10 protein-coding genes are annotated in these 15,527 nt (G+C 75.6%); 6 read left to right on the plus strand and 4 right to left on the minus strand.

The annotated features are described in order from the left end of the window. Nucleotides 1–2 precede the first annotated feature (2 nt). Entirely contained in the window at nucleotides 3–650 is a 648-nt protein-coding gene (locus tag ACI78Z_RS00705; RefSeq protein ID WP_457034587.1) for a maleylpyruvate isomerase family mycothiol-dependent enzyme, read from the minus strand. 162 nt (nucleotides 651–812) lie between these two features. Between ACI78Z_RS00705 and mqo the strand changes: the two genes are divergently transcribed. Further along, nucleotides 813–2,264: a malate dehydrogenase (quinone) gene (gene mqo / locus ACI78Z_RS00710; protein WP_457034588.1), complete on the plus strand. Its 1,452-nt coding sequence runs from the start codon at nucleotides 813–815 to the stop codon at nucleotides 2,262–2,264. Next, on the plus strand, nucleotides 2,261–3,667 hold the full coding sequence (locus ACI78Z_RS00715; RefSeq protein WP_457034589.1) for an FAD-binding oxidoreductase: 1,407 nt from the start codon (nucleotides 2,261–2,263) through the stop codon (nucleotides 3,665–3,667). The genes mqo and ACI78Z_RS00715 overlap by 4 nt, the downstream gene beginning before the upstream one ends. A 531-nt stretch (nucleotides 3,668–4,198) precedes the next feature. On the opposite strand, the gene ACI78Z_RS00720 is transcribed toward ACI78Z_RS00715, so the two are convergent. After that, nucleotides 4,199–4,543, minus strand: coding sequence for a WhiB family transcriptional regulator (locus ACI78Z_RS00720; RefSeq protein WP_457034590.1), 345 nt, complete (start codon nucleotides 4,541–4,543; stop codon nucleotides 4,199–4,201). A 310-nt stretch (nucleotides 4,544–4,853) separates the two neighbouring features. Between ACI78Z_RS00720 and ACI78Z_RS00725 the strand changes: the two genes are divergently transcribed. Both ACI78Z_RS00725 and ACI78Z_RS00730 read left to right on the plus strand, forming a co-directional pair. Then, on the plus strand, nucleotides 4,854–5,402 hold the full coding sequence (locus tag ACI78Z_RS00725) for a hypothetical protein (RefSeq protein ID WP_457034591.1): 549 nt from the start codon (nucleotides 4,854–4,856) through the stop codon (nucleotides 5,400–5,402). After that, complete coding sequence (locus tag ACI78Z_RS00730) at nucleotides 5,374–6,561, plus strand: cytochrome P450 (RefSeq protein ID WP_457034592.1); 1,188 nt, start codon at nucleotides 5,374–5,376, stop codon at nucleotides 6,559–6,561. Before ACI78Z_RS00725 ends, ACI78Z_RS00730 begins: the two co-directional genes overlap by 29 nt. 50 nt (nucleotides 6,562–6,611) lie before the next feature. Here the strand turns inward: ACI78Z_RS00730 and ACI78Z_RS00735 are convergent, their stop codons facing one another. Further along, nucleotides 6,612–7,613, minus strand: coding sequence for an endonuclease/exonuclease/phosphatase family protein (locus ACI78Z_RS00735; protein WP_457034593.1), 1,002 nt, complete (start codon nucleotides 7,611–7,613; stop codon nucleotides 6,612–6,614). 182 nt (nucleotides 7,614–7,795) lie between these two features. Beyond that, entirely contained in the window at nucleotides 7,796–8,851 is a 1,056-nt protein-coding gene (locus ACI78Z_RS00740) for an App1 family protein (protein ID WP_457034594.1), read from the minus strand. A gap of 306 nt (nucleotides 8,852–9,157) precedes the next feature. Here ACI78Z_RS00740 and ACI78Z_RS00745 point away from each other — a divergent pair, with 306 nt between their 5' ends. Beyond that, complete coding sequence (locus ACI78Z_RS00745; protein WP_457034595.1) at nucleotides 9,158–9,973, plus strand: beta-ketoacyl-ACP reductase; 816 nt, start codon at nucleotides 9,158–9,160, stop codon at nucleotides 9,971–9,973. A gap of 46 nt (nucleotides 9,974–10,019) precedes the next feature. Next, a complete protein-coding gene (locus tag ACI78Z_RS00750) occupies nucleotides 10,020–15,515 on the plus strand; it encodes an ATP-binding protein (RefSeq protein WP_457034596.1) in 5,496 nt (1,831 codons plus the stop codon). The last annotated feature ends 12 nt before the right edge of the window (nucleotides 15,516–15,527 follow it).

Consider the following 15,527-nt stretch of genomic DNA (forward strand, 5'->3'; position numbering starts at 1 on the left):
GCTCACGCCGAGGCGGCGGGCTCGAGACGCGCGCGGACCTCGGGCACCCCGTCACCCGTGAGGTCGTCCAGCGCCGCCGGGCGGCCGGCCAGCGTGGAGAGCAGGGCGGTGGCCGGTCCGGAGACCGCCGCGCCGCTGCCGTACCGCCAGTCGGTGTCGGTGGCCGTGAAGGCGAGCCCGTCCAGCAGGGCGGCGGCGAGGGCGCGACGGCCGGTCAGCGAGCCGAGCGCGATCCCGGCGTCGTCCGGATCGGTCGGCGACGGGACGCCGAGCGGCCGGTAGACGTCCTGGGCGTGGATCACCAGGTGGCTCAGCGGGGCCTCCACCGGCGCCCCGGGCCCGGCCTCGAAGGTGCGGTGCTCGGTGTCGCGCAGCGCCGCCACGACCTCCGCGGGGGAGCGGCGGTCGCGCCGGGCCCAGCGGTCCGCGGCCCGGTCGAAGCGGAACCCGGAGCGCGCCATCAGGACGAGGAACCGGGGCACCGAGAGCTCGTAGGGCATGAGCAGGTGGACGACGAGGTCGCGCACCGTCCAGCCGGCGCACAGGCTGGGTGTCCGCCACCCGGCGTCGTCGAGCCCCTCCAGCACGGCGAGCAGCCGGTCCCGCTCGCGGCTGACCCGCCGCTCCACGTCGTCGCCGGTCCTCGTCATCCGGATGCCCCTCTCGTCGGCCCGCCCGCTGCGGACGCCCTTCCGTCCGAGCAGTGACGTCCGGCGCCCGGCGGACTCATCGGCGCGCCCATGCTCGTGGAGCATCGCGTCATGCCGCAGCGGTCTTGGACAGGCATCGGCGCCGTTCCTAGCGTGGGCGCCGTGCCGGTCGAGGAGTGGGACGCCGTCCTCGTGGGCGGCGGCGTGATGAGCGCGACGCTGGGCGTGCTGCTCGCGGAGGCGCAGCCGGACCGGCGGATCGCCGTCCTCGAGCGGCTCGACGAGGCGGGGTGCGAGAGCTCGGCCGCCTGGAACAACGCCGGGACGGGCCACGCCGGGCTCTGCGAGTTCAACTACACCCCGCGGCGACCCGACGGCACCGTCGACGCGACCGGCGCGGTCCGCATCGCCGAGCAGTTCGCCGCCTCGCTGGTGTTCTGGGCGCGGCTCGTCGAGCGGGGCGTGCTCGGCCCGCCCGGGGCGTTCGTCCGCCCGGTGCCGCACCTCGGCCTGGGGCGCGGCGCGGACGGCGTGGCGTACCTGCGGGCCCGGTTCGAGGCGCTGCGCGGGCACCCGTTGTTCGCCGACCTGGAGTACAGCGACGACCCCGGCGTCCTCGCCTCCTGGCTGCCGCTGGTGTTCGACGGCCGGACCGGCGACGAGCCCATCGCGGCCACCCGGGCCGCGCAGGGCACCGACGTCGACTTCGGCGTCCTCACCCGGCAGCTGCTGGCGGCGCTGCGCGAGCGCGGCGGCGAGGTGCGGCTGCGCGCCGAGGTCACCTCCCTCCGGCGGCGGGGTGGGCGCTGGGAGCTGGCGGTGCGGGACCGGGCGACGGGGGAGCGCCGGCGGGTGCGCGCGCGGTGGGTCTTCGTCGGCGCCGGCGGCGGGACGCTGCCGCTGCTGCAGTCGGCCCGCGTGCCGGAGGTCCGCCGGTACGGCGCGTTCCCGATCAGCGGCCGCTTCCTGCGCACCGACCGCCCCCAGCTGGTGGCCGCGCACCGCGCCAAGGTCTACGGCCACGCCGAGCCCGGGGCCCCGCCGATCTCCGTCCCGCACCTGGACCTGCGGGTCGTCGACGGGCGCGAGTCGCTGCTGTTCGGCCCGTTCGCGGCGTTCTCGCCCCGCTTCCTCACCCGCGGCCGGCTCGGCGACCTGGCGAGGTCGGTCCGGCCCGGGAACCTGCCCGTGCTGCTGGCCTCGGCGCGGGACAACCGGTCCCTGATCGCCCACCTCGTCGGCCAGGTCACCGCCCGCCCCGCGTCCCGGATGGCGGCGCTGCGCCGGTTCGTCCCGACGGCGCGCGACGAGGACTGGACCCTGGTGACCGCCGGCCAGCGGGTGCAGGTGCTCAAGGAGACCGAGGGGCGCGGCACGCTGGTCGGCTTCGGCACGGAGGTCGTCACCTCCGCGGGCGGGTCGCTGGCCGCCCTGCTCGGTGCCTCGCCGGGGGCGTCGACCGCCGTCGCGACGATGCTCGAGGTGCTCGAGACGTGCTTCCCCGGCTCGGCCGCGCGACTCGGCGGGCTCGTGCCCCCGGGGACGCCGGAGGAGCTGGCGCGCGCCCGCCGGGTGCTGGGGCTGGCACCGGTGCGCCCGGCGGTCGCGCCGTGACCGCCGACCTCGCCGCCCGGCTGCGCGACGTCGTCGGCCCCGCCGGGATCGTCGACGACCCGGCCGGGTTCACCACCGACTGGCGGGGCGCGTACTCGGGCAGCGCCGCGGCCGTCGTCCGCCCCGGGAGCACCGAGGAGGTCGCCGCCGTCGTCGCGCTGTGCCGGGAGGCCGGCGTCGCCGTCGTCCCGCAGGGCGGCAACACCGGGCTGTGCGGCGGCGCGGTGCCGGACGCCTCCGGCCGGCAGGTGGTGCTCTCGCTGACCCGGATGCGGCGGATCCGGGACCTCGACGCGGCCAACCAGACCGTGACCGTGGAGGCCGGGGTCGTGCTGCGGGAGCTGCAGGACGCCGCCGCGGCCGCCGGCCGGCTGTTCCCGCTGTCCCTGGGCGCCGAGGGCAGCTGCACGATCGGCGGCAACCTGGCCACCAACGCCGGCGGCACCGGCGTGCTGCGGTACGGCTCGATGCGCGACCTGACCCTGGGGCTGGAGGTCGTGCTGCCCGACGGCCGGGTGTGGGACGGGCTGCGCGCCCTGCGCAAGGACAACACCGGCTACGACCTCAAGCAGCTGTTCATCGGCGCCGAGGGGACGCTCGGCGTGATCACCGCCGCGGTGCTCAGGCTGTTCCCCGCCGTCCGCAGCCGGGCGACGGCGTGGGTCGCGCTGCCGGACCCGCAGGCCGCCGTCGACCTGATCGGCGTCGTCCGGGAGCTGGCCGGCGACCGGCTGACCGCCTTCGAGCTCATGTCGCGGCAGAGCGTGGAGTTCGTGCTGCGGCACGCGGTCGGCGCGCGCGACCCGTTCGGCGGGGCACACCCCTGGTACGCGCTGGTCGAGCTGAGCGACACGCTGCCCGACGCCGGCCTCGGCGCGGTGGTCGAGGCGGTGCTGGCCGACGCCGTCGAGCGCGGCGTGGTGGCCGACGCGGTGATCGCCTCGGGCTCGGCGCAGGTCGCCGCCCTGTGGGCGCTGCGCGAGGGCATCTCGGAGGCGCAGAACCACGAGGGCCCGAGCCTCAAGCACGACGTCACCGTGCCGGTCAGCGCGATCCCGCCCTTCGTGGCGGCCACCGACCGGGCGCTGCAGCAGGCGCTGCCCGGCGTCCGCACGGTGACCTACGGCCACGTCGGCGACGGCAACCTGCACTACAACCTGAGCGGGCCGGTGGGCGGCGACGCCGGGGAGTTCCGGTCGCGGGCCGACGTCCTCAGCCGCATCGTGTACGACTCCACCGCCGCCTTCGACGGCAGCATCAGCGCCGAGCACGGGCTCGGCCAGGGCAAGCGGGACGTCATCGGCGACTACAAGAGCGCCCTGGAGCTGGAGTTGATGCGCGGGGTCAAGCAGCTGGTCGACCCGGCCGGGCTGATGAACCCCGGCAAGGTGCTCCCCGGCTGAGATCCGGGGCCGGGCGCCGGCCGGTCACCACCGGAGGGGGTCGGTCACCCGGGACTGCGCCGTGCGGCAGGCCCGGCAGTTGCCCCACGCGACGAGGGCCAGCGGTGTCGTCGGCGAGCCGCACTCCGGGCACTCGACGGGCTCGGCCGACCGGCTGCGGGCCTCGACGATGTCGCGGGAACGTTCCTCGTGGATCGACTGGTCGCCCCGGCAGGGGCAGCCGAGATGGGCGTCGGCGCAGCGTCCACGGTGTCCGGCGATGGGGCCTCCTCGGTCCGAGGGACGACGCTACTCCGTTGCCCTCCGCTGCGGCGGGGCCGCGCCGGACACGGGACCTCCGGTCGGCGACGGTGGCCGACCCGCAGGACCATCCCGTCGCCGCCGGCCAGGACGACCGGCGTGCCGCGGTGGGACGACGTCCGCGTGGGGTCGGCCGGGTGCGGTCGGCCGCCTCCCGGGCTCCGCGGGTCATCCACACGGCCGGTGCCTGCCGGTTCCCGCGGCGCGGGGCCGGCCCGTCGGGCAGGCGGGTCAGGCGCTGAGGTCGGTGCGCTGCCGCAGGCGGATCCGGCGGCGCTCGCGCTCGGACAGGCCGCCCCAGATGCCGAAGCGCTCGTCGTTGGCCAGCGCGAACTCCAGGCACTGCGCGCGCACGGTGCAGCCGGTGCAGACCCGCTTGGCGTCCCGGGTCGAGCCGCCCTTCTCCGGGAAGAACGCCTCCGGGTCGGTCTCCGCGCAGAGCGCCTCGAGCCGCCACGAGGCGTCGTCCACGGGGGACGGGTCCGTCCACGGGGAGGCGTCGTACGCGGGCGCCGCGGCCGGCGCGTGGGCGTCGTCGGTGAGCAGGGTCAGGTGCGGGCGGGCGAAGGCGGACACAGGGGCTCCTCGGGGAAGGGGGAGGCGTGATCAGGAGTGACGGACCGGTACGGCCTCGTTGCTGTATGTGACGTTACGGAATGGCCGGCCCGCCCGGCACTGGCAGAACTCGGAAGAGCGCGGCGTCCGGTTCTGGCACTGTCTGTCGGCTCCCGCACCGCCCGGCGCGTCGCCCTGCCCCACCAGTGCCTGTCGTCCCTTGCGGCACCCGGACAGCGGCAGGACCATCGCGTCCTCGGGCCCGGCGACGGGGGAGCAGCCCCACTGGAGCGGGAGCCGCCGCCGGCCGGGCACCCGGGGGGAGGCTCCCGTGCGACGTGCCGTCTCCGGCCTGCTCGGCTTCTTCGTGCTGTTCGGCCTGGGCGTCGGCGGCTGGCAGACGCTGGCACCGGCGTCCTTCTACGAGGACTTCCCGGGTGCCGGCCGGCACTGGGTGAGCGTCGACGGCCCCTACAACGAGCACCTGCTGCGTGACGTGGGGCAGGGCAACCTCGCCCTCGGGGTCGTGGCGCTGCTCGCGCTGCTGACCGGCGGGGTATGGCTCGCCCGCGCGACGGGCCTCGCCGCTGTCGTGGCCTTCCTCCCGCACCAGCTGTACCACCAGCTGACCCTGCACCTGCTCGAGACGACCAGCGACGAGGTCCTGCAGACGCTGACCCTGAGCCTGGTGTCGGTCGCCGCGGTGCTGCTGACCGTGCTGGCGTTCCGGCTGCCGGCCGACGGGCGCCCGCGCTCCGCACCCGGCCCGGCCGGGCCCGTCGGCCGGACCCGGGCCGCGACTCCGGCCGGTCCGGGGACGCGGCCGCCCAGTCGGAGGGGAGCGAGCTCGCGTGACGACCACCCGACCGACGTTCGATGACCTCCTCGCCTGGCTCGAGGGCAGCCGGCAGGAGGGGCAGGTCCACCACGACGACAGGCAGCAGTGCTGGCACGTGCTGGGCCACCCGGAGGCCGGCGCCGTCCTGTCCGACCCGGTGGTGTTCTCCTCGGACCTCACCGCGCTGCAGCCCGAGCAGGACGACCTCGCGCTCTTCTCGCGCGGCAACCTGGTCCGGATGGACCCGCCGTGGCACCGGACGCTGCGCTCCCTGGTCAACCAGGCCTTCACGCCCCGGGTCGTGGCCGGCCTCGAACCGCGGATCGCCGACCTGACCACCGAGCTGCTGGACCAGGCAGGGGAGCGGTTCGACCTCGTCGAGGCGCTGGCCCACCCGCTGCCGGTCATCGTCATCGCCGACCTGCTCGGCGTCCCGGCCTCCGACCGGGGGCTGTTCCGCCGGTGGGCCGACGTGCTGCTCGGCCAGGACGTCGACCCCGACCAGGCGCTCGTGGACGCCGGCGAGCGGATGGTGGGGGCCGTGGCGCCCACCGTGAGGGAGATGAACGCCTACTTCCTCGACCACATCAGGGCCCGGCGGATCCACCCCGCGGACGACCTGACCAGCCGGCTGGTCCAGGCCGAGGTGGACGGGCAGCGGCTGGCCTACGAGGAGATCGTCGGCTTCGCCGGGCTGCTGCTGGTCGCCGGGCACATCACCACCACCGCGACGCTGGGCAACAGCGTGGTCGCCTTCACCGAGGCCCCGGACGCCGCCGCCGAGGTGCGGGCCGACCCGCGGCTCCTCCCGCAGGCCATCGAGGAGGTGCTCCGGCTGCGGACGCCGTTCCCGCGGCTGGCCCGGTACACCACCGTCGACGCCGAGGTGGGCGGCGTGCGCATCCCGGCCGGGCAGCTCGTGCTGCCGTGGCTGGCCGCGGCCAACCGGGACGGGCGGGTGTTCACCGACCCGCACCGGTTCGACCTCCACCGCCGCCCCAACCCGCACCTGACCTTCGGGCACGGCGTCCACTTCTGCCTGGGCGCGCCGCTGGCCCGGCTGGAGGCCCGGGTCGCGCTCGGGTCGCTGTTCCAGCGCTACCGGGACATCGAGCCGGCCGCCGACGAGCCGGTCGAGCACCGCAACCCGTGGACGATGGTGGCCGTCAGCCGGCTGCCGCTGGTGGTCCGCCGCGCCTGACCGTCCGGCGTGCGCGGCGTGCCTGGCCGCGGGTCCCGGGGGCACGGAGCCTAGTTGTCGCGCAGGCTGATCTCCGCGACGAGCTGTCCGTGGTCGGAGACGTCACGACCGGCGCGGTCGTCGCTGAGCTGGCTGTCGACCAGGTGGTCGTTGAAGTACCGGAGGGTGCTGACCTCGCCGATGCGCGCCGGGTTGCGGTCGTAGAACTCCTGGCTGACCAGGATGTGGTCGAGGGTGTCGTAGCGCCCGTTGAAGATGTGCGTGTAGCTCACGTCGCGGCCGACCTGCCGGGCGTTGATCTCGTACGTGGAGTACAGCAGCCGGTCCCAGTAGGCCCTCCTGTCGTCGGGGTCCCGCGGCCAGAACCGGGAGGGCGCGTCGCCCAGGACGATGTCGGTGGAGACCGCCCGCGCGGCGTCGTTGAGATCGCCGAGCACGATCACCGGCCGGGCGTTGCCGACGGCCTCCTCGAGGACGAGGAAGCGCAGGGCGGCCGCCTCCGCGGCGCGACGGATGAGGGCCCGGGCCTTGCCCAGGGCCTCCTCCCGGGGGTCGTGCTCGGCGGTCTGCGGGTCCCGGATCGGCCGCTTGGACTTCAGGTGGGCGACGAACACCGTCGCCGTCGTGCCCGCTGCCGGGTCGAGGACCACGGGGGCGCGGAGGACCGGGCGGCCGAACGTCCCCACCGGCAGCGCCAGACCGTCGACCTCCGCGTCGAGGCCGGGAGGGAAGTCGGCGATCGCGGTGACCGGCTCGGCCAGGGGCAGCGCGGTGACCAGGCCGAGCCGCGGACCGCTGGCACCGTCCACTCCCGGCGCCGTGACGGTGGCGTCCTCGAAGCGGCCCGACCGGCCGCAGACGTCGCGCAGGGCCTCCTCGTGGAACACCTCCTGGAAGCCGACCAGGTCCGCGTCCATCCGGCGGAGCTGCTCGGCCGTCCACGTCGCCTTCCGCTCGTACTCGGCCGCCGAGTACGGCCGCTCGTCCGGGTAGAAGGGCTCCCCGGCGCGGGCGAGGTTGCGCAGGTTGAAGGTGCCCACCTTGACGGTCACGCTCGCCTCCTGGGTGTCGGTCACGGCTCGACGCGGAGGACGACGCGGCGGGGGCCGGCCGGACCGAACGGGCCCCGGGACGGCGTCGGCGACCGCGGCCCCCGGCGGCCGGGCGCGGAGCAGGACCGTGCCCGGCCGGGCCAGGTTCCGGGGGCACCCGTCACGGCGACGTCACCGGGGCGTCACCCCGCCGGCTGCCACCCGGGGGTCCGCAGCGGTTCGGCGAGGTCGAGCCGGTCCAGCAGCCCGGCCAGCGCCCGGCCGTCACCGGCGCGGACGACGGGGACGGCGCCGGCCCGCTCCTCGGTCGCCGGCGGGTGGGTGCCGATCGGGGCGACCGTGCGCAGCGCGATCGCGGCGACCCGGTCGGGGTGCGACCGGGCGAAGTCGCGGTAGATCTCCGGGTCGTGCTCGCCGTCGTCGCCGACCAGGACCCACCGCACCCCGGGCAGGTCCGCGGCCAGCCGCTCCAGGGCGCCCCGCTTGTGCGCCCGGCCGCTGCGGAACCAGGCGCGCGGGGTGATGCCCCAGTCGGTGAGCAGGAGCGCGCCGTCCGGGAAGCCGTGCCGGTCCAGGAAGTCGGTGATCGGGCCGGCCAGGTTCCACGGCCCGTTGCTCACGTAGACCACCGGCGCGTGCGGGGTGCCCTCGACCAGCCGGGTCAGCAGCGCGGCCATGCCGGCCACCGGACGGCGGGTCGAGCCGTTGCCGGCGAAGGTGCGCCACGCCGCCCGCAGGGGGTGGCGGATGCCGGTGATCCAGACCGTGTCGTCGATGTCGCAGACGACGCCGCGGCGCGCGTCCGGCGAGGCGACGTGCAGCGGTGCCGGCACCGGCGGGCGACCCTCCGGGTGCAGCAGCGCCACTGCGCGTCCGGGCGGCAGGTCGGCGGGGACGGTGAGGTCGACGAGGCCGGCCTCGTCGGCCCGCGCACGCACCCGGGCACCGCCGACGGTCACGTCGACCTCGCCGTGCGGCTGCTCCAGGGTCAGCAGCCGCCGCCAGCCCGGGATGTCCCGACGGGCGTTCGGGTCGGTGCCCGCGGGCGCCAGCAGCAGGCGGCCGCGCACCCGCGCCCGGCCCTGCGCGGCGTACCCGGGGTAGCCGAGGGCCGCCGTCGTCCACCCGCGGCGACGGGCGCGCGCGGAGAGCACCTCGCCGAGGCGGGTCTTGGCCCGGTACGCGGCGGCGACCGCCCGCAGCGACCAGCTCGCGGGGTCGGCGGGCCGGTCGGGCACGGGTACCTCCGGGGACGGGTGAGGCGACCGTACTGACCGAGCGGAGACCCCGCAGGTCGGCCGGGTACCGGGGCGCGGTCCTCCGGCGCCCGCGGGGGAGCTCCCGCGCCGGCGACACGCCGTCCTCGACACGCCCGACCGCGTGGTGGATGTCACGCGGTCTCCGGGCGCGACCGCGTCCCCGCCCTTGCCGTACTGCCCGGTCAGCAGGATGCTGCCCCGTATCCCGATCCGGAGCCGTGTCGTCCGCAGACCGGCTCCGGTCCATGGACGAGGCGTGCGCGCCGAGGTCTCGAGGAGGAGCCGGTGACAGCGACCCAGGAACGCACCAGCAGGACGGGCGACAAGCTCTCCGGACGCGTGGCGTTCGTGACCGGCGGCACCCGGGGGATCGGCGCGGCGATCTGCCGCAGCATGGCCGCCCAGGGCGCGGACGTCGCCGCCGGCTACAGCGGCAACGACGAGGCCGCCGAGCGCTTCCGCAAGCAGTTCTGCGACGACTTCCCCGACCAGGGTTTCTCCGTGCACAAGGGCGACATCGCCAACCCCGACGACTGCCGGCGCACCGTCGCCGAGGTCATCGAGGAGCACGGTCGGCTCGACATCCTGGTCAACAACGCCGGCATCACCGCCGACCGCACCGTGCTGAAGATGACCGACGACGACTGGCGCCGGGTCATCGACGTCAACCTGTCGGGCGCCTTCTACCTGTCCCAGGCCGCGCTCAGGCACATGCTCGAGCGCGGCACCGGGCGGATCGTGATGATCTCCTCGGTCATCGGCGAGATGGGCGGCATCGGCCAGTCGAACTACGCCTCGGCCAAGGCCGGGCTGCTGGGCCTGACCAAGACGCTGGCCCGCGAGGCCGCGCACCAGGTGCAGCGCTCGGGCAAGGCCGACGGCCTGGGCATCACCGTCAACGCCGTCACGCCCGGCTACACCGCCACCGAGATGCTCGGCACGGTGCCGGAGAAGGTCCTCGACCAGCTCAGGGCCAAGACACCGATCGGCCGGCTGGGCGAGCCGGAGGAGGTCGCCCGCGTCGTGCACTTCCTCGCCGCGGACGCCTCCGGCTACATCACCGGGCAGGTCTGGGGCGTCAACGGCGGTCTCGACATGTAGCTCCCGAACGACGTCCACAGATCCAGCGAGAGGAAGAGGTGTCCGGGTGTTCGACCGCATCGCCGTCGTCAACCGAGGGGAGCCGGCGCTCCGGCTGATCCGTGCGGTGCGTGAGCTCAACGCCGAGCACGGCACACGGACCCGCGTCGTCGCGCTGCACACGGAGGCCGAGCGCCGGGCGACGTTCGTGCGCGCCGCCGACGAGGCGGTGCTGCTGGACGACACGGGGGCCGGGTCCCCCTACCTCGACCACGCCGAGCTCGCCCGCGCGCTGCGGGTGAGCGGTGCCGACGCGGCCTGGGTCGGCTGGGGCTTCGTCGCCGAGGACCCCGCCTTCGCCGAGCTGTGCGCCGACCTCGGTGTGACCTTCGTCGGGCCGCCGCCGGAGGCGATGCGGCTGCTCGGCGCCAAGATCGAGGCCAAGGTGCTCGCCGAGAAGGTCGGCGTCCCCGTCGCGCCGTGGAGCCACGGCCCGGTCGAGGGGCCGGACGACAGCCGGCAGCACGCCGACCGCATCGGCTACCCGCTCATCGTCAAGGCGCGCAGCGGCGGCGGTGGGCGCGGGATCCGGGTCGTCCGCTCCGAGGCCGAGCTCGACGAGGCGCTGACCCGCACCCGGTCGGAGGCTGAGAAGAGCTTCGGCGACCCGGTCGTGTTCATGGAGCGGCTGGTCGAGGGCGGCCGCCACGTCGAGGTCCAGGTCATCGCCGACCGGCACGGCACGGTCTGGGCGCCCGGCGTGCGCGACTGCTCGGTGCAGCGGCGCAACCAGAAGATCATCGAGGAGTCCAGCTCGCCGGCGCTCAGCCCCGAGCAGGACGCCGCGCTGCGCGAGTCCGCCGTCGCGCTCGTGCGCGCCGCGGGCTACGTCGGCGCGGGCACCGTCGAGTTCCTCTACCAGCCGGAGGAACAGCTCACCACGTTCCTCGAGGTCAACACCCGGCTCCAGGTGGAGCACCCGGTGACCGAGGCGACCACCGGCCTGGACCTGGTCAAGCTGCAGCTGCACGTGGCCCAGGGCGGCCGGCTCGAGGGCGACCCGCCCGCGGCCGGCGGGCACGCCGTCGAGGCGCGGCTCACCGCCGAGGACGCCGAGCAGGGCTTCGCCCCGGCCCCCGGCCGCGTCGAGCTGCTGCGGATGCCGACCGGGCCGGGCATCCGCGTGGACACCGGCCTCAGCGTCGGCGACGTCGTCCCGCCGGAGTACGACTCGATGATCGCCAAGATCATCGCCTGGGGCCGGGACCGCACCGAGGCGCTGGCCCGGCTGCGCTGCGCCCTGCAGGAGACCACCGTCGTCCTCGGCGGCGGCACCACCACCAAGTCCTTCCTGCTCGACCTCCTCGACCGCCCGGAGGTCGTGTCCGGCACCGCCGACACCGGGTGGCTGGACCGGACCGGCGCGGCCGGCACCGCCCGGCCGGACGGTTCGGCGTGGGTGGCGCTCGTGCAGGTGGCCGTCGACCTGGCCGAGGCCGAGGAGGAGCAGGAGCGGCTGGCCTTCCTGGCGTCGGCCCGCGGCGGCCGGCCGCGGGCGCCGCACGAGGTCGGTCGCACCATCGAGCTCGGCATGCGGGGGCAGGTGTACCGGCTGACCGTCGTCACCGTGGACCGGGACCGGTACCAGGTCGGGCTCGACGGCCGGTTCGTCGACGTCGAGGTCGACCGGGTCGGCCCGCTGGAGAGCCTCCTCACCACCGGCGGACGGCGCTGGTCCGTGGTCGCCGCGCAGGCGCCCGGATCCTCCCTGGTGGAGGTCGACGGCGAGACGCACCGGGTGAGCCGCGACGTGGGCGGCGTGGTCCGCGCCCCCGCCCCGGCGGTGGTCGTCGCCGTCCGCGCCGAGGTGGGCGACGAGGTCGAGGCCGGCCAACCGGTCGCCGTCCTCGAGAGCATGAAGATGGAGACGGCGGTACGGGCGCCGTTCGCCGGCCGGGTCCGCGAGATCCGGGCCGCGGTCAACAGCCAGGTCGACGCCGGCGCGCCGCTGCTCGTCCTCGAGCGGGTCGCCGAGGAGGCCGAGGAGACCGCCGGCGAGCGGGTGGCCCTGCCCGGCGCGGACGAGACGCCCGACGGCGACCCGCGGACGCGGGCGCTGGCCCGGCTGGCGGCGCTGCGGGCGCTGGTCACCGGCTACGACGTCAGCGGCCGGCACGCGAAGCGGCTGGTCGCCGAGTACGCCGCCGCCCGCGACGAGCTGCCGGCCGACGACGCACAGCTGCTGCACGCCGAGCTCGACGTCCTGGTCACCTTCGCCGACATCTCCGAACTGTCCCGCAACCGGCCGGCCAGCGCGGAGGAGGAGGCCGACACCCAGGTCCACAGCCCGCGGGAGTACTTCCACGGCTACCTGCGCTCCCTCGACGCCGAGCGGGAGGGGCTGCCGGAGGCGTTCCGGGCCCGGCTGCGGCGGGCACTGGCCCACTACGGCGTCGAGGACCTCGAGCCCAGTGCGGCGCTGACCGACGCGGTGCACCGGGTCTTCCTCGCCCAGCAGCGCGTCGGCGAGCAGCTGCCCGCGGTCTCCGCGCTGCTGGACCGCTGGCTGACCGCCGACCGGCTGCCCGAGGGGCCGGCGCGCGGCGAGGTGGGGGAGGTGCTCGACCGGCTGGTCGTCGCCACCCAGCTGCGCTACCCGTCGGTGGGCGACCTCGCGCGCGCGGTCCGCTACCGGCACTTCGAGGAGCCGGTCGTCCGGGCGGCCCGGCAGGAGGTCCTCGACCGGGCCGCGCGGCTGCTCGACGAGCTCGACGAGGCCGGCGCCCGCGGGGACACCGCCGAGAGCATCCGGCGGATGGAGGCGCTGGTCGCGAGCCCCGAGCCGCTGGTCCGGCTGCTGGCGCAGCGCTTCGACCGCGGGACGTCCGTCCCCGACCCGGTCCTCGAGGTGCTCACCCGCCGCTACTACCGGAGCCGCAGCCTCGAGGACGTGCGGTCCACGCTGCTCGACGGGAACACCTGCGTCACCGCCGAGTTCGACCTGAACGGCGTCCGGCTGCACCTGCTGGCGCTGATGACCCAGGCGGCCCGGCTGCCCGAGGCGCTGCGGTCGGTGGCCGGCGCGCTGGCCGACGTCGCCGACCCGGCCCAGGTCGTCGTGGACCTCTACGTCAACTGGCCCGACCGCCCGGCCGACGCCGACGCGCTCGCCGAGCACCTGCGCGGCGTGCTCGACGACGTCCCGGCGCTGCGGACCGGCCGCCGGGTCACCGTCACGGTCTCCACCCCGGACGGCGAGGTCGAGACGGTCACCTTCCGACCGGGGGAGGACGGCCGGCTCGCCGAGGAGCGGGTCGTCCGCGGGCTGCACCCGCTCACCGCGCAGCGGCTCAACCTGTGGCGGCTGAAGAACTTCGACGGGGAACGGGTGCCGTCGGCGGAGGACACCTACCTGTTCCACATCACGGGCAAGGAGAACCCGAACGACGAGCGGTTCATCGCGATGGCCGAGGTCCGCGACCTCACGCCGCTGCGCGACGACGCCGGCGAGATCGTCGGCTTCCCCACGGTCGAGCGGCAGCTGACCTCCTGCCTGGACAGCCTGCGCCGGGCCCAGTCCCTGCGCCGGTCCCGGCGGCCGCTGGAGCACAACCGCGTCTACCTCTACGCCTGGCCCTCGATCGAGGTGCCGCTGGAGGAGGTGGCGACCTTCGCCCGCACCTCGGCGCCGCTGACCATCGGCGCCGGTCTGGACCAGATCGTGCTGTTCGCCCGGCTCCAGGAGGACGACCGCCCGCCGCGCGACGTGGCGCTGCGCTTCTCCTTCCGGCCCGGCACCGGGGTGCGCATGGAGGTGACCGACCGGCCCACCGAGCCGATCCGCCCGCTGGACGACTACACCGCCAAGGTGCTCAGCTCCCGGGCCCGGGGCGCGCCCTACCCGTACGAGCTGGCGCCGATCCTGGCCGGACCGCAGGGCTCGTGGGTCGAGCACGACCTGGACGCCGACGGCCGGCTCGTCCCGGTCGACCGCCCGCGCGGCCAGAACAAGGCGGGCATCGTCGTCGGCCTGGTGACCACGGCGACCCAGCGGTACCCCGAGGGCATGACCCGGGTGGCGCTGTTCGGCGACCCGACCAAGGCCCTGGGCACGGTCGCCGAGCCCGAGTGCGCCCGCGTCGTCGCGGCGCTCAACCTGGCCGAGGAGCGCGGCATCCCGGTGGAGTGGTTCGCGCTCTCCTCCGGCGCGCGCATCTCCATGGACAGCGGCACCGAGAACATGGACTGGGTCTCCCGGGCGCTGCGCCGGATCATCGAGTACACCCAGGCCGGCGGGGAGATCAACGTCGTCGTCACCGGCATCAACGTCGGCGCCCAGTCGTACTGGAACGCCGAGGCCACGATGCTCATGCACACCAAGGGCATCCTGGTGATGACGCCGGACAGCGCGATGGTGCTCACCGGCAAGCACTCCCTCGACTACTCCGGCGGCGTGTCGGCCGAGGACAACTTCGGCATCGGCGGCTACGACCGGGTGATGGGGCCCAACGGGCAGGCCCAGTACTGGGCGCCCGACCTCACCGCCGCGCTCGACGTGCTCTTCCGGCACTACGACCACACCTACCGGGCGCCGGGGGAGCGGTGGCCGCGGCGGGCCGAGACCACCGACCCGCGCGACCGGGACGTCCGCGACTACCCGCACGAGCACCCGTCGAGCGAGTTCACCCGGGTCGGCGACGTCTTCTCGGCCGAGAAGAACCCCGAGCGCAAGAAGGCCTTCGACATCCGGACGGTCATGCGGGCGGTGACCGACCAGGACCACCCGGTCCTCGAGCGCTGGGCCGGCATGGCCGACGCCGACACCTCCGTCGTCCTCGACGCCCACCTCGGCGGGTACCCGGTGGCCGTGCTCGGCATCGAGTCGCGGCCGATCCCGCGGCGGGGCAGCCACCCGGCCGACGGCCCCGACCAGTGGACGGCCGGCACGCTGTTCCCCCGCTCGTCGAAGAAGACCGCGCGGGCCATCAACGCCGCCAGCGGCAACCGCCCGCTGGTCGTGCTGGCCAACCTGTCGGGCTTCGACGGCTCACCGGAGTCGCTGCGGGAGATGCAGCTGGAGTACGGGGCGGAGATCGGGCGGGCGATCACCAACTTCGACGGCCCGATCGTCTTCTGCGTCGTCTCCCGCTACCACGGCGGCGCCTTCGTCGTCTTCTCCGGCGTCCTCAACGAGGGCATGGAGGTGCTGGCCGTCGAGGGCTCCTACGCCTCGGTGATCGGCGGCGCACCGGCCGCGGCGGTCGTCTTCTCCCGCGAGGTCGACAAGCGCACCGCCGCCGACCCGCGGCTGCAGGAGCTGGAGGCCGCGATCGCCGCGGCCGACGCCGTCGAGCAGGCGCACCTGCGCGCGCAGCTGGCGACCGTCCGCAGCGCCGTCCGCTCGGAGAAGCTCGGTGAGGTCGCCGCGGAGTTCGAGGCCGTCCACGACATCGAGCGCGCCCGCCGGATGGGCTCGGTGCACGCCATCATCCCCGCCGCGGAACTGCGCCCGCGTCTCATCGCCGCGGTCGAACGCGGGATGGAACGCGCCGCCCGGAGCTGAACCGTCCAACAG

This window comes from Geodermatophilus sp. SYSU D01176, from assembly GCF_054050015.1.

What these genes read in the sequence shown, in the direction of transcription:
- ACI78Z_RS00705 (WP_457034587.1), bottom strand. Translation starts at nt 650, where the DNA reads ATGACGAGGACCGGCGACGACGTGGAGCGGCGGGTCAGCCGCGAGCGG.